General features: G+C 67.3%; 19 protein-coding genes. 11 read left to right on the forward strand and 8 right to left on the reverse strand.

The window, feature by feature from the left end:
- The first annotated feature begins 2 nt into the window (after window positions 1-2).
- From HYG95_RS14970 to HYG95_RS15000, 7 genes are all read left to right on the forward strand, one after another.
- Window positions 3-1,496 (forward strand): MlaD family protein, encoded by a 1,494-nt coding sequence (locus tag HYG95_RS14970; RefSeq protein WP_255495375.1) that lies wholly within the window; start codon window positions 3-5, stop codon window positions 1,494-1,496.
- On the forward strand, window positions 1,493-2,518 hold the full coding sequence (locus HYG95_RS14975; protein ID WP_181698553.1) for an MCE family protein: 1,026 nt from the start codon (window positions 1,493-1,495) through the stop codon (window positions 2,516-2,518). Before HYG95_RS14970 ends, HYG95_RS14975 begins: the two co-directional genes overlap by 4 nt.
- Window positions 2,515-3,510, forward strand: coding sequence for an MCE family protein (locus tag HYG95_RS14980; protein ID WP_181698554.1), 996 nt, complete (start codon window positions 2,515-2,517; stop codon window positions 3,508-3,510). Before HYG95_RS14975 ends, HYG95_RS14980 begins: the two co-directional genes overlap by 4 nt.
- The gene (locus HYG95_RS14985) at window positions 3,507-4,613 is read left to right on the forward strand and encodes an MCE family protein (RefSeq protein ID WP_181698555.1); all 1,107 of its coding nucleotides are present in this window, start codon (window positions 3,507-3,509) and stop codon (window positions 4,611-4,613) included. The genes HYG95_RS14980 and HYG95_RS14985 overlap by 4 nt, the downstream gene beginning before the upstream one ends.
- A gap of 8 nt (window positions 4,614-4,621) precedes the next feature.
- Complete coding sequence (locus HYG95_RS14990) at window positions 4,622-5,713, forward strand: MCE family protein (protein ID WP_181698556.1); 1,092 nt, start codon at window positions 4,622-4,624, stop codon at window positions 5,711-5,713.
- Window positions 5,710-6,888, forward strand: a complete 1,179-nt coding sequence (locus HYG95_RS14995) for an MlaD family protein (RefSeq protein WP_181698557.1) — start codon at window positions 5,710-5,712, stop codon at window positions 6,886-6,888. The genes HYG95_RS14990 and HYG95_RS14995 overlap by 4 nt, the downstream gene beginning before the upstream one ends.
- A gap of 128 nt (window positions 6,889-7,016) precedes the next feature.
- On the forward strand, window positions 7,017-7,790 hold the full coding sequence (locus HYG95_RS15000; protein ID WP_181698558.1) for a hypothetical protein: 774 nt from the start codon (window positions 7,017-7,019) through the stop codon (window positions 7,788-7,790).
- Between the two features lie 82 nt (window positions 7,791-7,872).
- On the opposite strand, the gene HYG95_RS15005 is transcribed toward HYG95_RS15000, so the two are convergent.
- From HYG95_RS15005 to HYG95_RS15030, 6 genes are all read right to left on the reverse strand, one after another.
- The gene (locus HYG95_RS15005) at window positions 7,873-8,409 is read right to left on the reverse strand and encodes a ribonuclease H (RefSeq protein ID WP_181698559.1); all 537 of its coding nucleotides are present in this window, start codon (window positions 8,407-8,409) and stop codon (window positions 7,873-7,875) included.
- A 10-nt stretch (window positions 8,410-8,419) separates the two neighbouring features.
- Window positions 8,420-8,896 carry an SRPBCC family protein gene (locus tag HYG95_RS15010; protein ID WP_181698560.1) on the reverse strand — a complete coding sequence of 159 codons (477 nt, stop codon included), beginning with the start codon at window positions 8,894-8,896 and terminating at the stop codon, window positions 8,420-8,422.
- 23 nt (window positions 8,897-8,919) lie between these two features.
- Entirely contained in the window at window positions 8,920-10,143 is a 1,224-nt protein-coding gene (gene lhgO, locus HYG95_RS15015; RefSeq protein WP_181698561.1) for an L-2-hydroxyglutarate oxidase, read from the reverse strand.
- Entirely contained in the window at window positions 10,140-10,775 is a 636-nt protein-coding gene (locus HYG95_RS15020) for a hypothetical protein (RefSeq protein WP_181698562.1), read from the reverse strand. Before HYG95_RS15020 ends, lhgO begins: the two co-directional genes overlap by 4 nt.
- Before the next feature lie 495 nt (window positions 10,776-11,270).
- Entirely contained in the window at window positions 11,271-12,062 is a 792-nt protein-coding gene (locus tag HYG95_RS15025) for a TIGR03084 family metal-binding protein (protein ID WP_181698563.1), read from the reverse strand.
- 104 nt (window positions 12,063-12,166) lie between these two features.
- Complete coding sequence (locus HYG95_RS15030; RefSeq protein ID WP_067643933.1) at window positions 12,167-13,522, reverse strand: hypothetical protein; 1,356 nt, start codon at window positions 13,520-13,522, stop codon at window positions 12,167-12,169.
- 207 nt (window positions 13,523-13,729) lie between these two features.
- On the opposite strand from HYG95_RS15030, the gene HYG95_RS15035 reads away from it, so the two are divergent.
- Complete coding sequence (locus HYG95_RS15035) at window positions 13,730-14,596, forward strand: 3-hydroxyacyl-CoA dehydrogenase family protein (protein WP_225281614.1); 867 nt, start codon at window positions 13,730-13,732, stop codon at window positions 14,594-14,596.
- A gap of 3 nt (window positions 14,597-14,599) precedes the next feature.
- A complete protein-coding gene (locus tag HYG95_RS15040) occupies window positions 14,600-15,487 on the forward strand; it encodes a hypothetical protein (RefSeq protein WP_181698564.1) in 888 nt (295 codons plus the stop codon).
- Here HYG95_RS15040 and HYG95_RS15045 read toward each other — a convergent pair.
- Both HYG95_RS15045 and HYG95_RS15050 read right to left on the reverse strand, forming a co-directional pair.
- Window positions 15,473-15,985, reverse strand: coding sequence for a YceI family protein (locus HYG95_RS15045; protein ID WP_181698565.1), 513 nt, complete (start codon window positions 15,983-15,985; stop codon window positions 15,473-15,475). The genes HYG95_RS15040 and HYG95_RS15045 overlap by 15 nt on opposite strands.
- On the reverse strand, window positions 15,982-16,317 hold the full coding sequence (locus tag HYG95_RS15050; RefSeq protein ID WP_181698566.1) for a hypothetical protein: 336 nt from the start codon (window positions 16,315-16,317) through the stop codon (window positions 15,982-15,984). Before HYG95_RS15050 ends, HYG95_RS15045 begins: the two co-directional genes overlap by 4 nt.
- Window positions 16,318-16,438: 121 nt before the next feature.
- Here HYG95_RS15050 and HYG95_RS15055 point away from each other — a divergent pair, with 121 nt between their 5' ends.
- Together HYG95_RS15055 and HYG95_RS15060 are read left to right on the forward strand one after the other, a co-directional pair.
- Window positions 16,439-19,519, forward strand: a complete 3,081-nt coding sequence (locus tag HYG95_RS15055; protein WP_181698567.1) for a LuxR family transcriptional regulator — start codon at window positions 16,439-16,441, stop codon at window positions 19,517-19,519.
- A 38-nt stretch (window positions 19,520-19,557) separates the two neighbouring features.
- Window positions 19,558-21,297 carry a protein kinase gene (locus HYG95_RS15060; protein WP_181698568.1) on the forward strand — a complete coding sequence of 580 codons (1,740 nt, stop codon included), beginning with the start codon at window positions 19,558-19,560 and terminating at the stop codon, window positions 21,295-21,297.
- Window positions 21,298-21,556: the final 259 nt, after the last annotated feature.

Raw genomic sequence — 21,556 nt, forward strand, 5'->3', positions numbered from 1 at the left:
AGATGATCATCGATCCCAGTGGGCGCGGCCCCACTATGAAACAGCTGTACGTCGCGGGCCTGTGCGGCCTGGTCGTCTTCGCTGTGATTCTCGCTTTCCTCATGGCCAGGTACCAGGGCTACTTCGTACCCAAGGTGAACGTGGCCGCGAACCTGTCGACCACCGGTGACGGGCTCCCGTCCAACGCCGACGTGAAGTTCCGCGGTGTGCTCGTCGGCACCGTGAAGGACGTCGACATCGTCGACCAGGGCGCCGTACAGAAGGTGAACATCGAGCTCAAGCCCGAGTTCGCCAAGGGTGTCCCGAGCAATGTCACCGCTCGCATCGTGCCGAGCAACCTGTTCGCGGTCACCTCGGTGGAACTGGTCTTCAACGGTGCCTCCGCCGACTACCTCGAAGAGGGTTCGGTCATCCAGGAGGACCGCAGCGAGGGCACCATCGCGCTGCAGGACACCCTCACCACGGTGCGCGACATCCTCAACGAGGTCGACCCGGTGCAGCTGGGTCGTGTGCTCGGCACCCTCACCCAGGCCCTCGACGGCAGCGGCCGCGTGCCCGGTTCGACCATCCAGCGCCTGGACGAGTGGATCACCACCGTCTCCGACGCGGGCCCGAACCTGGCAGGCATGCTCGACGACTTCTCGGCCTCGGCCAACGCGCTGAACCAGTCGGCGCCGGAACTGCTCGACGTGCTGGGCAGCTCGGTGCAGACCGCCAACACCATCGCCACCAAGCGCGACCAGCTGGTGGCGCTGCTGATGGGCGCGAGCGCGACCACCGACCGGGTCAACGACCTGTTCGCCAGCAACCCCGATGTGGGTAAAGAAGTCACCGTGGGCATGAACGCCACCCTCGGGGCCGTCGCGCACGAGCCGAGCTCGATCACCAAGACCTTCCAGGTGTTCGGTCCCTCGCTCGCCGCGCTGAACACCACCTTCCACGGTGGTCCCAGCGGCAAGCAGATGGTCTGGAACGCGGGCCTCACGTTCACCCCGTACCAGCCCAACACCGTCGCGGATTGCCCGCGCTACGGCGATCTGCTCGGCCCGAGCTGCTTCACCGCGCCCGCCGAGGTGAGCCTGCCGCCGCTCCCGGAGAAGCTGCGTCCACGGGCGCTCGACTCCGCCGCGGGTCTGCCGCCGCTGGTGAACATCCCCGGGCTGCCGCAGATTCCGGGCCTCACCATCCCGGCCGCACCGCTGCAGGCTGCCGCCGGAACCGAGATCACGCCGTTCGCCGGTACTCCGCTCGAGGGGCTCGTCCCGTCGTTCCAGATCCCGGGCCTGCCCGGTGCTGCGCCCGCCGCCGCACCCGCGCCTGCGCCCGCACCCGAGCAGGCACCCGCGGTGCCGTCGGGTACGCCCATCTCCTACCAGGGCAACGACGCCATCGTCGAACTCCTCGGCCGCAAACCGACGGTCTCCGAGCTGCTGCTGCTCGGTCCGATCATGAAGGGCGGAATTCTGACCGTGTACGAAAACGAGGGTGGCGTATGAGTATCCGCAAGCCACTGATCGGATTCAGCATCTTCGCGCTCGTCTCGATGCTCGTCATCGTGGTCGTGTGGAATACGCTCGCCCGTTCGGTAGACGGTGACACCCGCAAGTACACCGCCATCTTCACCGACGTCCTCGGGCTGCGCCCCGGCGACGACGTCCGGATGGCCGGTGTGCGTGTGGGCAAGGTCGAGAAGATCGAGCTCGACGGCAAGAACGACGCCAAGGTGTCGTTCATCGTGCAGAGCGACCAGGACGTCTTCGACGACACCAAAGCCCTTGTCCGCTACCAGAACCTGATCGGCCAGCGCTATGTGGCGCTCACCCCCGGCAAGTCGCCGAGCCCGCAGGTGCTGGCCAGCGGTTCGGTGATCCCGCTCGAGCGCACCGAGCCCTCGTTCGATATCTCCGCGCTGCTCAACGGTTTCCAGCCGCTGTTCCAGGCGCTGGAGCCGGCCCAGGTGAACGCGATGTCGGAAACGCTGATCCAGGCGTTGCAGGGTGACGGAGTCTCGTTGTCCTCCTTCATCATCCAGGCCGCACAGCTGGCCACCGACTTCCAGCGACGCGATGCCATCCTGAGCGATGTCATCACCAACCTGTCGGCGGTGATGGCCGGTCTGGCCAAGCGCGGCGACGAACTGGAGACCCTGGTGACCCAGACCCGCGCCCTGATCGGCGGGCTCTACGACCAGGGCCAGTCGCTGCAGAATTCGACGGCGACGCTGGCCGACGCCACCACCTCACTGGTCGCGATGATGAGCAAGATCCAGCCGCAGCTGGCCGCTACGCAGAACTCCACCACCGCAGCACTGAACCTGTTGCTCGCCAACGGCGCCAAGCTCGACCAGGTGGCCATCGACATGCCGTCGATGCTCGCCGACCTCGGCCGCATGACCTCCGAAGGCACGCACGCCAACGCCTACCTGTGTGGTCTCGATGTCTCGCTGTACGGGGTGCTCTTCCCGCGCGGCCTGTTCAGCCAGATCGGTGGCACGTCGCACTCGGAGGTGTGCCGATGAGCAAGCTCAAGAAAACCTTCCTCGGCAACCGCAACTTCTGGCTCGGTGTCATCGGCTCGCTGGTGGTCGTGCTGTTGCTGGTCGGCTCGAGCATCCTGCAGTTCATCGGGATCGGTAAGCAGACCATCGATGCCGAGTTCGTGCAGGCCGCGGGCATCAGCACGGGCGACAAGGTCGCGGTGTCCGGTGTCCAGGTCGGCACGGTGTCGGGCGCCAAGATCGAGGGCGACCACGTGGTCATCACCCTCGACGTGGACTCGAGCATCAAGTTCGGACCCGATGCGCACGCCTCGATCAAGATGGCGACCCTGCTCGGTGCCCGCTACGTCGACCTGAAGCCGGGCGACGGATCGGGCTTGAAGAACGACACCATCCCGCGCTCCAACACCGATGTCCCCTACGACATCGCCGATGTGGTGCAGGTCGGCACCCCGAAGTTCGAGGCGCTGGACACCAAGAAGCTGGCCGCCTCGCTCAACACCATCAACGGCGAGCTCGGCGATTCGCCCGCGCTGGTCGCGCAGGCGCTCGACAGCGTCGGCGCGCTGGCCAAGGTGATCGACAAGCGCAAGGGCGAGGTCGACAGCCTGCTCAAGGACCTGGACCGCGTCACCCAGCTGCTCGCCGACAACCGCAACAGCGTGCTGCTCGTCATCACCCAGGGCGAGGCCATCGCCAGCCGGGTGATGGAACGGCAGAACCTGCTGCGTCAGCTGCTCGACAACATCGCCACCCTGACCCGTCAGCTCGAGGAGATCGGCGGGCAGAACGGCAACCAGTTCGCGGGCACTATCGAGCAGCTCAACACCATGTCGCAGGGCCTGCAGAAGAACAAGGACAACCTCGACAAGCTGTTGCAGATCGGTCAGCCCACCGCGCGCTACTTCAACAACGCGCTCGGCAACGGCAACTACGGCTCGGTCGCGCTGCCGTGGTTGCTCCCCGACAACTGGCTGTGCTTCGCACAGGTGATCCAAGGGTGCGCAGGATGAAACTGAATTTCGGACGCGGTAAGGCGCTGGTTCGCGCCGTGCTGATCGGCGCGACCGCACTCACCATCGGCAGCTGCTCGTTGCTGCCCAGCCAGGTGGACGACGCCCTCGGCCGCTCGACCAAGATCACCGCGGACTTCGAGAACATCGCGGGTATGTACGAGGGCAACGAGATCATGGTCCTCGGTCTGCCGGTGGGCAAGGTCGACAAGATCGTGCCCAAGGGCACCTTCGTCGAGGTCCACATGACCATCGAGTCGGGGGTGAAGATCCCCAAGGAGGCGATCGCCGCGATCATCTCCCCCTCGATCGTCACCGACCGCCACATCGAGATCACCCCGCCCTACACCGGTGGGGAGGCACTCGAGTCCGGTGACCACCTGCCCAAGGCGCGCACCAGGACACCGGTCGAGCTGGACACGATGATCAAGACCATCGACCAGTTCGCCGCCGCACTCAAGCCCGAAGAGGGCCAGGAAGGGCTCGGCCCGCTCTCGGGCCGGGTGCTGTACCCGGTACTCAACGGCAACGGCCAGAAGATCCGCGAAACCCTCGATGCCCTGTCCTCGGCCCTGAAGGTCGGTATCGACAACAAGGACGCGATCTCCAACATCATCATCAAGCTCAACGAGCTCACCACGATGCTGGCCGACAACGACCAGTCGGTGCGCGACTTCAGCAACCAGGTCACCCAGATGTCGGGGCTGCTCGCCGAACAGGCCCCGGGCCTGCAGGCCACCCTCGACCAGCTCAACGGGTTCCTGGCCAACACCTCCACGACCTTCGGCGAGCACGCCGACACGTTGTCGGAATCGTTGACCGGGCTCACCACCGTCACCAACCAGTTGCGCGCCAACTCCGGTGCGATGGTCGAGATCGTCGATGTCGTCCCGCTGCTGATGCAGAACATCGACGGCGCGATGAACAAGGAGAAGGGCTTCGTTCGGCTGCACGCACTGATCGGTACGGCTCTGTCGGGCGAAATGATCAGCCTGTTCTGTGAGCGGATCCAGATGAAGTCCGATGGTTGCCGCACCGGCAAGATGGAGGATTTCGGTCCCGACTACGGGTTCACCGCCGCACTGCTGGGACTCACGAAATGACCGGACCTATGACGAGGAAACTCCGCCGCAGCATGCTTGCGGCCACCGCGCTCGCCACCGTGACCATCACCACCGGTTGCGGTTTCACCGTGGAAGATCTGCCGCTACCCAAGCCGGGCGCCGAAGGCGACACCTACACCATCCACGCGGAGTTCGACAACGCGCTCAACCTGCCCGACCAGGCCAAGGTGAAGATCGGTGGTTCCGACGTCGGGGTGGTTTCTTCGATCAAGACCAAGAACTTCACGGCCATCGTCGACCTGCAGATCCGCTCCGACATCGACCTGCCCAAGGGCAGCACCGCCGAGTTGCGTCAGGCGACGCCCCTCGGTGACGTGTTCATCGCCCTGAACAGGCCGAAGAACAACACCGGCACCGGCGGAAACCTGGCCGAGGGTGACACCCTCACCCAGGAGTTCACCTCCGCGGGCGCCACCGTCGAGGAACTGCTGATCTCGGTGTCGATGCTGTTCAACGGCGGCGGTGTGGCCAGCCTCAGCAGGCTCGGCACCGAACTCGGTTCCATCCTCAACGGCCAGGGCGGCAACCTGGCGCACCTCATCACCCAGATGACCGGTGTCGTCGGCGAATTGAACAACAACAGCGCCCGCGTCGACGCGGTGCTCTCGGAGTTCAACACCCTGGCCAACACCATCGAGGCGAACAAGGCCCAGCTCGGTCAGGTGGCCGACACCCTGCCGCAGGCCATCGGCGCGATCGCCGAGAACAACCGGGCCATCGGCGATCTGCTCGCCAAGGTGTCGACGGCCAGCGCCGCGCTCGGTGACTACGCCAACACCACCGGTGACCAGCTCTCCGAACTGCTCACCAACCTCGACAACCTGATGAACGCCCTCGCGGCCTCCGGTGACAGCTTCGGTTACGTGATGGATCAGCTGATCGACATCAAGCCGAAGGTCACCGAGACCTTCCAGGGCAAGTCGCTCGCGCCGTACGCGACGCTGACGAACCTCGATGTGGGCCTGCTGACCGATCCGGCCAACAGCAAGTTCCCCGATATGAAGGACGTGAACGACTTCGTCGGCAGCTTCATCCAGGTGCTGCAGATCGTCCAGGGCCGAGTGGGAGGCCACCGATGAGCAAGGTCAAGAAGTTCTTCAGCAGCAAGATCGTGCTGGCGAACTCGGCGCTCGTCGTCGTGCTGATCATCGGCGCCAGCTACCTGCTGGTCAATGTGATGCGGGTGAACCCGCTGCGCTCGGAGTACGACGTCACTGTGACGCTCGACCGCTCCGGTGGTCTGCAGCCGGGCAACGACGTGACGCTGCGCGGACACCGGATCGGCAAGGTCGACACGGTGGAGCTCATCGACGAGGGCCAGGCCATCGCGGTCAAGGCCGTGATCGACAAGACCTACAAGATCCCTGTCGACACCATGATCCAGGTGGCGGCGCTGTCGGCGGCCGGTGAGCAGTACATCGACTTCCGGCCCAACAGCGACGCGGGCCCGTTCCTGCGTGACGGCGCGGTGATCGAGTACAACCCGGAGCAGATCAAGACGCCGGTCCCGGTGTGGGCCGTGCTCGACGATACGAGTGCGCTGATCGGGCAGGTAAACCCGCAGCAGTTCAAGACCATCCTCGCCGAGCTCGACATCGCGCTCGGTGCGGGTCCGGATCAGCTGCGCGGCCTGATCAACGGTGTGAGTCTGGCGGTGGCCGGCCTGCACAGCCTGCTGCCGCAGACGGTGAATCTCATCGCCAACCTGCGGGTGATCGCCGATACCACGTCGAACGCGCAGCCGGATCTGCAGACGCTCACCAGCAATTCGGGCACCCTGCTCGCGCAGTTCAACAACGCCAACGCCGAGCTGCAGAGCGTGCTCGACAACTCGCCTGCCCAGTTCGAGGCGCTCGGTGCGGTGCTGGACAAGACCGCCGATCCGATCAGCGGGCTCGCGGCGAACTTCGTCGCCATCACCCGGGCGGCGCAGTTGCGTCAGCCGGCGCTGCGGTTGCTGTTCCCCTCGCTGGCCCAAGGCCTCGGGGCGATCGCGGTCCCCGCGCACGACGGTGAGTTCCACACCATCCTCGATATCTGGCCCCGCCCGACCTGCAACTACAACACCGAGTACCGGCGCAACGAGGAAGTCCAGGACGGGTCGATCCCGAAGTGGAACTACTGCGTGAATCCGCCCGCCGATCTGCAGATCCGTGGTTCGGCCAACGCGCCGCGCCCGAATGTGCCCAACAACGGTGCGCAGATGCCTCCGGGTGTCGATCCGAACGAACGCACCCCGATTCCGGCCAAGTGAGACCATGCCCGGTCCTACGCTCCGGCGTGGGACCGGGCATACTCGGCGGGGGACACTGTGGCCCGCCTCACGGGCCAACGAACGAAGTCGGTGCGAGTGTGTGCCGGGAAAGAGCAGGATTGATCTAGATGACCAGCGACGACGCCGAGAGCAAGAAGGACGCTACCCCGGCGGAAAAGCCCGAATCGGCCGCTCCCGAGACCACCGCCGACGAGACGGTGAAGCTCGACAAGGCCGAGTCCGAGACGCCGAAGGCGGCCGAGACCGCCGCCACGGCGGCAGCGGCCCCCGCGGAGCCCGCCGCGTCGTCCGGGGGCAAACGCCCGGTCGGCTGGCTGGTCGCGGCGGGTACGGGTGTTGTCGCTGTCGGCGCGATCACCGCCGCGGTGGTGTTCTTCCTGCAGAGCAACGACCGGGGCGACAAGCTCGACGCCATCGAGGAGTCGACGAAGGCGGCCTGCGCCTACGGCCGGGTGGCCACCAACTACGACTACTCGAACAACATCGACAAGTACTTCGAAGACATGCGCTCGGGCTCCACCGGCGACATCAACCAGCAGTTCACCGAGGCGGGCGACCTGCTGAAGGACATGATGGTCGAGCGCAAGGTGAAGTCGCGTGGTGAGGACATCCAGTGCGCGTACCTCAGCGGCGGTGAGGACCAGGCCAAGGCCATGGTGACGCTGGCGCAGTACAGCTCCAACATCACCGGTGTCGAAGAGCCGCCGATGAACATCGCGATCGAGATGACCCTCGACCGCGAGGGCGACAAGTGGCTGGTGAGCAAGATGGAGTCGCCGGTGCTGAAGAACGGTGGCGGCCTGATGGGTGGCGTGCCGGGCGGGGCTCCGCAGCAGCCCGCACCCGAGACGCCTGCTCCGGCTCCCGCGCCCGGTAACTGATCGGGTAGTACGACAGTGCCTCCGGCGGAATCGATTCCGCCGGAGGCACTGCCGGTTGCGGACGCACTCCGGTCGCGCCGCGTCAGAACAGGGTGAGTGTTCCCGACGCTGTCGGCGCGACCGGCTTCCCCGTGGTCCGCGGCTGGGTGGTTCGGTTGGTAACGGGTGTCGCGGCGTGTTCGTGGCCGTGTGCCGCGGCTTCCCTGGCGGCGATGCCCGCCAGCTTGTCGGCTTGCTCGTTGAAGTAGTTGCCCACGTGCCCGCGGACCCAGCGGAATCGCACGGGTCCTTCGCGGGTGGTGATGGCGCGGTCGATCTGCTTGATGATCTCGACGTTCTTCACCGCGCCGCCGGTGGAGGTGCGCCAGCCGTTGCGCCGCCAGCTGCCGATCCATTCCGAGGCGCATTTGATGGCGTATTGGGAGTCGCTCTCGATGAGCATCGGTTCGGTGCCGGGGTGGGCGAGGATGGCTTCGAGGACCGCGCGCAGTTCCGCGATCTGGTTGGTTCCGCTGGCCGCTCCCCCGCTGGCCACCGGTCCTTGATGATTCACCCAGGCCCAGCCGATGGCACCACCGGGATTGCGCAGGCAGGACCCGTCGGTGCTCACGATGATCATGACCGCCACCCTAGGCGATGCGGCCGACAAGATCGGTACCGTGGAATGCCTCTATCTCCCTTCGCAACCGCGATTCTGTGCGGCGCAGTGCCGATCTCGCGGCCGCGTCGACGAGGCCGTGGCACATGCGGCCGAACGCACCGCGTGGTGGTGGATAGCCGGCTTCGGCGGTCAGTACCGACCGTTCGTAGCCGAGTGGGTCGAACCGCAGTGTCACGGTTCCGTATACCCGCCCCCGCAGGGTATACCCGATCACCGCATCGCGCCGGTATTCGGTGATCTCGCAGGTGAGTGTCATCGGGATCACCCCGCCGAGGCGAACTTTCAGCGAACAGCTCGCGCCCAGTCCCTGTGCCGGTGCCGCGCCCTGTGTGGTGACGGAGGTGACGCCTGCCATCCAGTGTGCGAGGTGCTGGAAGTTCTCGGTATAGGCGAAGGCCGCGTCGGTGGGCGCGCCGACGTCGCTCGCGTACCTGATGTGGCCCACAGGCCAAAAATACTACAAGAATCCTATTTATTTGCTGGAAGCTGGATCTGGTCAACCAGGTATCGGGCGATCGGCATGGCCGAGGTGGCGGCGGGCGAGGGCGCGTTGAGGACATGGATGGATCGTGGCGTGCGCTCGATCAGGAAATCGTGCACGAGGGTGCCGTCGCGCAGCACGGCCTGCGCCCGGATGCCCGCGCGATGGGGCAGCAGGTCGGCGGTGCCGAGTTCCGGGCAGTACCGGCGGCATTCGGCCAGGTAGCCGCGTTTGAACACAGAGTTGCGCAGCTCACGCACCCCGGTGCGCAGGTGGGTGCGGGCCACCCGGTGCACGCCGGGGAAGCGCAGCACGTCGAGGGCGTCGCGCCCGTTCACGCTGCCCTTGCGGTAGCCCTCCCTGGCCAGCCCGAGCACCGCGTTGGGGCCGACGGTCAGGTCGCCGTCGATGGTCGGGCTCAGGTGCACGCCGAGGAACGGCAGGGCCGGATCGGGCACCGGATAGATCAGCGTCCGCACCAGTCCGGCGCGTTCGGCGGGCAGGCGGTAGTACTCGCCCCGGAACGGCACGATCCGGAAGTCGTTGCGGATTCCGGCCATTCGAGCCAGGCGATCGGCCTGCAAACCGGCGCAGACTACAAGAGTGTTCGCGACGACCGCACCACTCGGGCCGGAAACCGTGACAGCGGAGTCCGTTTCGACGATCGACTCGACGGTCGTGCCGAGCATGATCCGGCCACCCATGTCCTGTACCTGCGCAGCCAGCGCGGCGGTGACCTTCGCGTAGTCGATGATGCCGGTGGCGGGCACGAAAAGTGCTCCGACACCGCGAATTCCGGGTTCCCGGCGGGACAGCTCCGCGGCATCGATGGCCTCCACCTCAACACCGTTGGCGATGGAGCGCTCGTAGAGGTCGAGCATCCGGGCGTGTTCGGTGGAATCGGTTGCCACCAGCAGCTTTCCGCACACCTCGAACGGAATGTCGTTGGCGGCGGCGAACTCCTTGGTCCACTGCGCGCCCGCGCGGCACAACCGGGCCTTGAGGCTGTCGGGTGGGTAGTAGATGCCGGAGTGGATCACGCCGCTGTTGTGCCCGGTCTGATGGGCGCCGAGCGAGTTCTCCTTCTCGATCAGCACCAGGCTCGCGCCGGGGTAGGCGCTGAGCAGGCGATGCGCGGTGGCGACACCGACGATGCCGCCACCGATCACGCAGAAGTCGTACACCCCGTCATGGGTACCGCCGGAAATCACACGCCGACGGTAGTCGGCTCTTCGACGGTCTCGGATCCGGGCTGGTCGCCGGGCGCTTCGATGCGCACGGTGTGCTGTCCGAGCGTGGGGTCCGAGAGCACGAATTCCACCGCGCCCTTGCGGGTGTCGACCTCGGTGTGCAGCGAGGTGACTCCCACCGGCTCGGTGGTGATGCCGAGATACTTGCCCGCCTTGTTCAGCGCGTTCGTATCGACGGTGAAGCTGACGATGTCGGTGCGCGGCGTGGCGGCCTGGGCGCCGACATAGGTGGTGCCGATGCGCAGTCTGCCCTCGAGCGCCCGGCCGTCCAGTGCCTGGTTGCTCTGCGGTGTCGCGGCAGTGGCGGTCTGGTGCTTGACGGCCGGTGCCCGGCCTGCCTCGGGAACGAAGCGTTCGGTGGTCCAGGCCAGTTCGACCACGTCGTCGGAGACGGCGCGGACCGAGTCGTCGGCCCGGTGGTGTTCCCCCGGATCGGCGATGTCGGCGGGGGCGGGGTCGTCGTGCGGCGGCACGAGCTGGGGCATGTTGTTGACGATGTAGGCACCCGCGGCCACGGTGAGGCAGAGGCTGGCGGCCCCGGCGGCCACCGTCGCGGACAGCCGCGCGATCTGTGCAGGTCGTTGTGCGGTCACGATGCAGTCCTCCCGGTGGGTGTGGATCTACCCGAGCGCTGTGCTCGCATCGTTGAAAGCCACGCGCTGATTCCCACGTTACGCCGGTGCTAGCTGGAGTTAGCACCCCTGATGCTGAGATCAGGGTCACATCTGAAACATGCGTGTATCGCACCTGGTGGGCGCGCGTGTCGTCGGCGTGGTTGTTTTCCTCACGTCCGACGGGGTATTCCGGGAGTGCAGGCGAGCGTCATTCACGACTGCCACGGGCCTACCCCGGCCAACGTCGTCCGGGGCAGTCAAGAATGGCGCTCACGGACGACGCTCGCCTGTGCTTATTGGAGCGCTGGCGCGCTCGAGCGCGGCCCCTGGAGGGCCACGCGAACAGCGCTCGAGACTTGCGCTTCGCGCATGCGCTTCGAGCGCTGTTCGCGCGGCCGGGCCGCTACGCCGCTTCGCGGCGGACCCTCCTCGAGGTCGGGTCGTGCGGGGTTGGGAATGCGCTCATGGCGGACTTCACGTGAACTGATTTGGCTCTCGGCCGGGCCCAGGGGGGCCCGCGAAGGCTTGGGCGATGGTGAGCCAGTGGTCGGCGTCGGGGCCGTCGGTGGTCAGGGCGGTGTCTTCGCGGTGGCGGCGCTGGGTGGCTACCAGGCAGAAGTCGAGGGCTGGGCCCGATACTTTTTGGTTCGCGTCTTCGGGGCCCCAGGTCCAGAGGGTGCCGTCGGGGGCGGTGAGTTCTACGCGGAATTCTTCGGCCGGGCCGGATTCGCCGTGGACGGTGTAGGCGTAGTTCCTGGCTCGCACGCTGATGTGGGCGACGGTGCGCAGGCGGTCGGTGGGTGTTCGGGTGACGCCGAGTGCGTCGGCCACGTCCTGACCGTGCGCCCAGGTTTCCATGATGCGGGCCGAGATCATCGAGGCGGCGCTCATGGGCGGGCCGAACCAGGGCAGTTTGGTGCCGGGCGGGACGGCGGCCAGGGCGGCGACGAGCTGTTCGCGGCCCGCGCGCCAGCGGGGCAGCAGGTCGGCGGGCGGAATCTTCGCCAGTTCCTCGGCGGCCTCGTCGACGAAGGTGAACATCTTCGCGGCGGCCTCGGTGAGCAGCTCGGCGAACGCCGCGTTGTCGGTGGCGGCCAGGACGGAGACCTCGTCGGTCCAGGTCAGGTGGGCGATCTGGGTGGCGATGTCCCAGCCGGGAGCCGGTGTGGGGGTCTGCCACTGTTCGGGGGCGAGCGGGGCGACGAGTTTCTCGAGGTCCGCGCATTCGGCGGCGAAATCGTCGAGCAGCGCTGCGAGGTCAGCCATGTGATTCCTTGGGGCGAAGCGTTCGCGCCACCGGTCGGGTGCGCCGTCGTCACCCAGAATCGCAGCGCCACCCCAAAAATGCAAGCACGCGTGCTTGTTATTGCCTACCAGCCGAAGATGAGCAGGTGAATCGCGCCGACGGCGATCCCGAGCGCCCCACCGTGCAGGTACAGCAACCAGGCGTCCTGCTCAACCGACGCGTAGAACATCTCCATGAACTCGCCGGGCGTGAGCGTGCGCAACTTGCGGGCCGCGAAATCGTCGATCTTCTTGGCCTGCTCGCGCACGAACTGCTCGTCCTCGACCATGCCCGGTGCCATGCTCAGCCCGGCCCCGGCACCCGAGACGGCGAGGTTCTCGAACTGCTTCTTGCCCATCGCCGCGCGCACCATGAACGCGGTCGGCCCGAGCTGACGGTGGATCTCCTCCGACACCACCCGCTCGATGAGCTGGCGCGTCTTGTCCCCGTTGGGTCCCTCGAGCAACTCGTTGGACAGGTTCTCCACGGTGAGCACCTGGTAGGCCAGGATGTGGGCCAGATCGGTCGCGGCCTGCGGCTGGCGCTTGGCCAGCAACGCCTGGCGCCACAGGTACTTGTAGCGCGGCTGCGGGTCGCCCGGTTCGAACACCATCTTGATGGCGATCACGTTCACCGTCACGCCGATCATCGCCGAGGCGAACAGCACGATCACCCAGGCCGGAATGGCGCCCCAGTACGGGATCTGCGAGTGCACGTGCAGGTACAGCGCGAGAATCAGGCCGAAGGGCGCGCCGAGCAGACCGATGCGCGCCATGAACTTCAGCTCGGGCGCGGCGATGGTGGTGGTGAGGTCCTTGAGGATCTGCGGGTTCTTCTCCAGATACCGGATCACGAAGTTCTTCACGTCGAGCAACTGATCGATATTGTCGCCGAGGCTCTCGAACGCGCGCCGCGACAAGGTGGGCAGCTGCCGGTCCACCCGCTGGTAGACCGCCTGCTTCATCTGCCGGGGCAGCGAGCGCCACAGGTCGGGATTCTCCCGGTACATGATCTCGTCGACGATCGACTGCACCTGTGGACGGGCGTGTTCGGCCAGGTAGTCGCCGATGCCGTCGAGGTCGAGTTCGTGGATGAAGTCGCGCGGGCTGCCGATGCGCATCAGCGCCTTGTCCACGCAGATGCTCGCCATCTTCTCGGCGCGCGCGGGAATGAAGCCCTGGAAACCGAGCATCCGCCCGTCGCCGGAGAACGTCGGAAGCACCTGCACCCGGCGGGGCAGGTACGGGTAGAGGATGTGCAGCATCGGCACCCGGAAACCCTTGAAATGCAAGGGCCAGAACAGCATGAGCACGCCGGTCCAGTTGGTGAGCCAGCCGGCCAGGGCGCTGAAGATCGGGAAGCTCACGAGATCGACGACGAATTTCGACTGGCCGGTGAGCTCTTCCCAATCGATGAAGAGTCCGGAGGCCAGTGTGGTCATCGAGGAGCCCCCTAGAGCTGACGCGCGAATTTCGTGAAGAACGTGAGAATAAGGCAACCACATTCTGACCGGTCATGACGGGGTGTCAACGAACAGACCACCCGCCGCCAGCGGTGTAGCAACCGTTCGGCAGCCGGTTGGCGATAGGCTTGCCAACACGCTTGACGACGAGTTCTTCCCACCACCACCTGTGTAGAGGGAGTCACCGTGAGTGTTCCGCAGGATCATCTGAATCGTCCGGTCGCCGTGATCGGCGCGGGCACGCTCGGCAGACGGATCGCCCTGATGTTCGCCACCCGGGGCGGCAAGGTCCACATCATCGACCCGACCGCACAGGCCGGTGCCGAGGCGGTGGACTACGTGCGCGAACAATTGCCCACCGTCGCCGCGTCGGTCCCGAGCGGGTCGCCGGGTTCCGTGGAGTACATCCAGGACCAGGCGAGTGCGGTGCGGGGCGCCTGGCTGGTCGTCGAGGCGGTGCCCGAGATCCTCGACCTGAAGAAGAAGGTGTTCGCCCAGCTCGACACGCAGGCCGACGCCGACGCGATCGTCGCCTCGAACTCGTCGTCGTACGCCAGCCGGTTGTTCACCGAGGACTGCGAGACCCGCGACCGGATGCTGAACACCCACTTCTACATGCCGCCCGCGTCCACGGCGCTCGATGTGATGTCGAACGGGCACACCTCGCAAGAGGTGCTCGATTTCGTGCTGCGCACTTTCCCCGAATACGGTCTGCACCCGTTCCTGTGCCGCAAGGAGAGCACCGGTTTCATCTTCAATCGCATCTGGGCCGCGATCAAACGCGAAGCACTCGAGGTGGTCGCCGAGGGCGTTTCGGTGCCCGAGGACATCGATCAGATGTTCGTCCTGAATTTCGGGACCGAGGCGGGGCCGTTCCGGATGATGGATCAGGTCGGGCTCGATGTGGTGCTCGATATCGAGGAGCACTATCAGAAGGAGAACCCGAATCTGCCGGAGGGCCCGATCACGGTGTTGCACAAGTATGTCGACGCGGGCAAGCTCGGCGTGAAATCCGGGGAGGGTTTCTACGACGACTACCCGAAGCAGGGCTGAGCGGTGACCGAGTTGCTGGCCCTCGATCTGGCCGCCGGTGCCGTCCTCGCCGTTTCACTGGACGGCAGCGAGGTCCGCACGCTGGTGAGCGGGCTCGATCAGACACCGGACGGCATCGTCGTAGACCAGTTGCGCGGCCACATCTACTGGACCAACATGGGCCGCCCCGATCCCGGCGGTCGGCCGGGGATCGAACCGGAGTTCTTCTCCCGCAACGGTTCTCTCGAACGAGTCGACCTCGACGGCGGCAACCGCACGACCCTCCTCGCGCCCGGGTCGTTCACCACGGGTAAACAGCTCACCGCCGATTTCGAAGCGGGGCGGTTGTATTGGTGTGACCGGGAAGGCATGTCGGTGCTCACCTGCGACCTGAACGGTGACGACCTGCGACCACTCGTCCTCGCGGGCAACGACGCACAGCTGCAGACGAATTGGTGTGTAGGTATCTGCCTCGACACCGATCGCCGCCTCGTCTATTGGTCGCAGAAAGGCTCACCCGATGCGGGCGAGGGCCGGATCTTCCGCGCCCCGATCGACCTGCCTGCCGGCATGGACCCGGCCGCCCGCACCGATATCGAGATGCTGTGGACAGGATTGCCGGAGCCGATCGATCTGCACCTGCGCGGCACCCACACCCTGATGTGGACCGATCGCGGCGCCGAACCCGACGGCAACTCGCTCAACGAGGCTCTCGTCCAACCCGACGTGGGCCGGCCGAAGATCTTGTCGCGCGGGTATCGCGAGGCCATCGGGTTGGCCGGGTTCGACGCCCACTTCTATGTGAGCGACCTCGGCGGCTCGATCCGCCTGGTCGACCTGGGCGCGGGCACCGACACCGAACTGGTCCGCATCGGCAACCCGCTCACCGGTCTGGCCTTAGCCGACCTGTAGCGCCGGGCGCAGCACCACCCGGACGGTGATGTCGATCCACCGCCCGATCAGCAGCGACGGCGCGCGCAGGCCGAGTCGGGTGCGGTCGAGGACCGTCGAGGCGGTGACGGTGACGGTCGTGTCGGTGACGTCGATGGCGTCGACGGTGAAGATCAGCGGCACGGTCCGTCCGCGCGCCGAGGCGACCCCGGCGACGCGCCACCGGCCGTCCTCGGCGGTGATGTCTTCGGCGGTGAAGGTCATCCGTGGATGACGGTCGAGGTCGAGCAGGCGTGGTTTGCGCAGGTCGCGGTCGCGCCGGGCGTGGCCGGTGTCGATCGCGGCGAGGTGGATCACGCCTGGGGCGGTGACCGGTCGCCCGTCGGGTGCCAGCGTGAGCAGACCGGCCATCACCGGGGCCTCGCCGCGGACGGGATGCCCGAAATGGCCCACCTGGAAGGCGGCGGTGCTGTGTGCGGTGTCGGCCACCCAGTCGGTGGCCGTCATGATCGGGTTCACGACCGTGCTCCTTCGGCGTAGATGGTCGCCCGGTCGCGGTGCACGTGGACCGGGCAGATCTCCACCCGGTCGGGTCCGGGCAGCAGGGCCGGATCCTCACCCGGCAGCAGTTCGGTGGCGAGGATGGCCGCGCGCACGGCGTGGATGGCGGCTTCGGTTTCGGCGATGCCGATCACCAGCCCCGATCCGTCGTCGCGGCGCAATTCGTAGAAGTCGAGCAGGCCGGGCACGGTGGCGACGGCGGGCTGGATGCGGTGGGTGGCGGCGAAGTCGGCGGCCGCCAGTTCGGCGGCGCCGCGTGGGCGGTCGAACCAGACGAGGTGTGCGTACATGATGGGCTCCTGACCTGCGATGACGTGGTGATCTCAGGATTGCCGCCTGCGGGCTTGCGCGGATCAGTGCCGGTACGTATTCGCGGTACTGAACTTCGCCCGATGCGCGGATACTGGGACGATGCAGACTCCGGTCGTCGGGCGGCACGAGGAGCTCGCCCGGTTGCGGGCCGCGGTGCTGGCCGCGCAGTCGGGCTCGGGGCGTTTCGTGCTGGTGAGCGGGCCCGCCGGGATCGGCAAGTCGTGGCTCGCCGACCGGGCAGCCGAGCTCGCCGCCGAAGCGGATATGCCGGTGGCGCGCGGCAATGCCGTCGACGACGCGGGCATGCCGCCGCTGTGGTTGTGGCGGCGCGCGGCCCGTTCCATACCCGGTCTGGCCGCCGCGCTGGACACGGTCGCCGAGCCGGGCGCCGCGGCCGAACGCCGGTTCCGGATGTTCGCCGAGGTCGCCGACGCACTCACCGCCGCGTCCTCGGGGCCCGGCCTGCTGCTGATCGTCGAGGACCTGCACTGGGCAGACCCCACCTCGCTCGCCCTGCTCAGCCACATCGCCGCCCGGACCGAGCGCACCGGACTGCTCATCGTCGCCACCGCCCGCGAACCGGCGGGCGACGACCTCCTCGCCGTCCAGCCCGACTGGCTACGCCTTCCGCACGCCCATTTCCTGTCCGTCCCAACCCTTTCCGAGCCCGAGGTCCGCTACTGGCTCGAATGCCGTCATCTCCCTGCGGAATACGCTCCCCGCGTCCACGCCCGCACCGACGGAAACCCCCTCCTGGTCCGCCTGGTCATCGATTCCGATCCGGCTCGCTCCGGAGACCCCCTGATCGAGGTCCCCGGTTTCCGCCGCCTCGTTCTCACCCGCCTCGATCACCTCTCCCCCGAACAGATCGACGTCCTCGGCACCGCGGCCGTCCTCGGTGAACGGATAGACGTGGAGCTCCTTGTCCGCGTGTACAAGTCGATCTGCACGCAGTCGGCACCGCGAGACCGGCTGGATCAGGGCACGAGCGTCGAACAGGACGCCCTGTCTGCCGGCCTGCGCACGAATCGCGGTGCTGCTGGTGGTCGAAAACAACCGGAGGTGGAGGGCGCGCGGGAGCGGGTGCTTCGGGCGCTCGACGCGGCGACGGCAGCTGGGATCGTGCGCCGTTTCGCCGAGGGTGCGACCGGGTTCGCGCACGCGTTGATCCGGGATGCGGTGTATGCCGATCTGGCCCCGTCGCGTCGGGCGGTGCTGCATCGGGCGGCGGCGGTCACCTTGGCCGAGAGCTGCGGGGATGGGCTTGCGGGTCTGATCGCGACGCATTGGCGGCAGGCGAGTGGGTGTGGGGAGTCTCCGTCGTGTCTGTACTGGTCACGGGTGGCGGCGCGGTCGGCTCGGGCGGCGGCAGCGTATGCGGAGGCGATCCGGTTCGGGCAGTGGGCCATCGACGCGGCCGGGTCGGCTGCCGAGGAGCGGGCCGAGTTGCTGATCGACCTCGCGCGCGATGAGTTCGCGGACGGACGGATCGCCGACAGTCTCGAGCACTGCGTGCGGGCGAGCGATCTCGCCGAGCAGGCGGGCCGCCCCGATCTGCTCGCCGAAGCGGGTCTCGTCGTCCACGGCGTCACGACGCCGACCGTCATGACACAGCTGGATCACCTGTGTAACAGAGCTTTACAGCAGTTGGATCCCGCCGAGCACGCCGACCTGATCGCCCGCATACTCGCCCAGCGAGCCCTGTCGGCGGCCGATCGCGGTGCGGGTGCCGAGGCCAGACGTCTGTCGGAGCAGGCCATGCGCGCCGCCGAGGGTTCCACCGATCCCGATGTCGCGCTGGATGTCATCCATGCCCGTCACCTCTCGCTGGCCACCACCGAATACCTCGAAGACAGAACGGTATTGGCCGCGCGGGCGATCGAGATCGCGGTCGATGCCGAACAACCACTGGCGCAGCTCTGGGGATATGTGTGGACAGCCGACGCCGCCCTGCAACGCGGCGACCTCCCCGCCTTCGACAACGCCCTCGACCACATCGAACTCCTGGCCGACCGCCGCAAGCTACCGGTGGCCCGCTGGCACCTGCTGCGCTTGCGCGCCACCCGCGCGGCCCTGGTCGGCGAACTCGACGCAGCGCTCGAATTCGACGCCGCCGCCTATGAATTGGCACTCGGCATCGGTGACTACTCCCTCGCCGGGCTGCACCACGCCTTCCGGGGAATGCATGCGGTGATCGTCGGATACGTCGACCGCACCGTCCTGGACGAAGCCGTCGCCGCGCTGGCCTTCGCCCCGAAAATACCTATCGCACAACTGTTCTCCCCGATGATGCACGCCCTGGCAGGCGATCTCGACGAGGCACGCACCCTGTTCGAGCCGCTCCGCTCGCTGCCCGACACCCTCGAGATCGGCCCACGCTGGAACGGAACGGTGTACTCGGTCGGTTTGGTAGCCGAACTGCTCGACGACGCCGCCACCGCCGACCGGGTCTACCGTGTGCTGGCCGGCCGCGAGCACAACTACGCCGCCGACGGCACGGGTGCCCTGATCTGCGTCGGCTCCCTGGCCCGCGTCCGCGCCGACAACGCCAGGGTGGCAGGCCACCTGAACGCCGCCATCGACCTCTACCGCCTCGGCCTCACCATGGACACCGAAATAGGCGCCCACCCCTTCATCGCCCTCGGCCACCTCGGCCTGGCCCGCACCTACCTGGCCCGCGCTATCCGCGTTCCCAGCGACCCCGACCGGAGCGTCGACGACGACGCCGACCCTCATGCCGGGCGCGCCACCGGCCCGCGTGCCGATCCCACGGCCGTCTCCTCCGCCGACCTGAGCGGTGGTGGCCGGACCGCCGGCCTGCGCGCCGCCCACACCAGCCCCGGCGGGAACCGCATCACCGACCTCTCCTCGGCTCGCGCAGCCGCCGAACAGGCCGCCAACGCATTCCGCCGTCTCCACATGCCTCACCGCCTGCGGCAAGCCGACGACTTGCTCGCCGCGATCACCACCGCTACCCGCACCGCCGACCCCCTGACGGCCCGCGAGCGGGAGGTACACGACCTCGTCGCGGCGGGCGCGACCAACCGTGAGATCGCCCATCGCCTGGTGCTTTCCGAGCGGACCGTCGAAACGCACGTCCGACATATCCTCGCCAAACTCGGCATCACCACCCGCACCGAGATCCCTCGCCGCCCCGCCGAGCGCCCGCATTCCGGATAACCTCGCGAGGTAGTTCGTTCGAAGGGGGACCTCACGCGATGCAGCCGTTGAACGCCGACGACCCGCGCCGGATCGGGGACTACCGGCTACTCGGTGTCCTCGGCGCGGGCGGGATGGGCAAGGTGTATCTGGGCCGCAATTCCGGTGGTCGCACGGTGGCGGTGAAGGTGATCCGGCCGGATCTGCTCGGCGATCCGGAACTGCGAGCGAGGTTCCGGCGGGAGGTCGCGGCCGCTCGACGCGTGGTAGGCGCTTTCACCGCACCCGTCCTCGACGCCGAAGTCGACGCTCACCCGCCCTGGCTGGCAACGGGTTACGTGGCCGGAATCTCCCTGTCGGACGCCGTCACCGAGTACGGCCCGTTCCCCGAACGATCCCTGCTCGCCCTCACGCACGGCCTGGCCGAGGCGCTGGTTGCGGTGCATTCGGTCGGTATCGTGCATCGCGACCTGAAGCCGTCGAACGTGCTGCTCGCCGTCGACGGGCCCAAGGTGATCGACTTCGGTATCGCCCGGGCCGCGGAGGACACGGCGCTCACCACCACCGGAAGAGTCATCGGCTCACCGGGTTTCATGTGTCCCGAACAGATCACCGGCGAACCGCTCGGTCCCGCCTGCGACGTCTTCGCCCTCGGCGGCGTCCTGACCTTCGCCGCCTGCGGGCACGGCCCGTTCGGCACCGCCGACATAGTGCAGCTGCTCTACCGCATCGTCTACGAGCAGCCGAGCCTCGACGCCGTGCCACTGAGCTTCCGGCCACTGATCGAAGCGTGCCTGGCCAAGAACCCCGCCGACCGCCCGACGCCACAACAGGCGCTTGCCGAGTCGAGGAAGATCGGCACCCCCGACGGCGCGGGCTGGCTCCCACCGCTCGTCATGCAGGACGTGAGCATGCGCGCGGTGCGACTGCTCGACCTCGACACCGACCCAGGCGCCCGCCCGACGGCGGTTCCTCCGAGCCACCGCACGGACCCGACTGCCCTCGCGGGCATCACCACGCCCGGCCGACCGCAGACCGTGTCGTACCCGCCCCCGGTCGCGCGGACAACGACACAAGGCGGCCCTACCCAGCCGCCGGGCGGCCACGGCTCGACCTCAGGTGTCCACGCCCAGCACCCGGGCGGGCACACCTTCCCACCGGGCGGCCGTACCTCGCCACCGGGCGGCCGTACCTCGCCACCGGGCGGCCATACCAGACCACCAGGCGGGCACACCTCGGCGCCGCATGGGCATGCCCCGTCACCGGGGAACGCCCCTCATCGCACCCGAACCCGCACCCTTCTGATCGCGGCCGTCTCCGTGACAGCGGTCGTCGCCGCCGTCATGGCCTCGTTCGTCGGCATACGGCTCGGCGATCAATCGGGCACCGCCACGCTGACGATTCCGCCGGGCATGCCTCCGACCGGCACCGAGACCAGCACCCAATCGGTATCGACCGTCCCGGATTCCTTCATCGGCACCTGGACCGGCCAGGCCGCCGACGGCCTCGTCACCTTCGACATCGTGCTGACCATCGGTCCGGGCGAGGTCGGCCAGGAGCTGGCCACGGCGTCCAATACGGGCCAGATCTCGCAGACGCGTTGCGAACGGGCCGAGACGCTCACCCAGGCGACCGCCGACCGCCTGGTCTTCCGCGCGCGCCTCACGAGCGATACGTACGGCGACTGCGTCGACGACGGCAACACCTCCACGGTCACCCGCCAGCCGGACGGCACGCTTCGGTACAGCACCCCCGGAGTGTTCGGCGGTTCCATCGCGGGCACCCTGCACAAGAAGTAGGTAGAACAGGTTGCTGTTCAATTGCCGGAAGGCCGCCGAATGCGCCCCTAATCGGGCGACTGACCAGTAACCTGAGGCCCTGTCGGACGTCCTCGAATGGCCGATATCGCGATAGTGACAATCTACAAACGCACAGGTGATACCCGTCTCAGAAATTCTGCCGTTGCGACCTGAGTCACTCCTGTGCCAGACTCTCGTCCCACACTGTGAAGCCGTTCGGTCTCACAATGTCCGGAAAGGGAGTTGATTGAGTAGGCGG

Origin of the sequence: Nocardia sp. GTS18 (assembly GCF_013839555.1) — a bacterium.
GTDB lineage: Bacteria > Actinomycetota > Actinomycetes > Mycobacteriales > Mycobacteriaceae > Nocardia > Nocardia rosealba.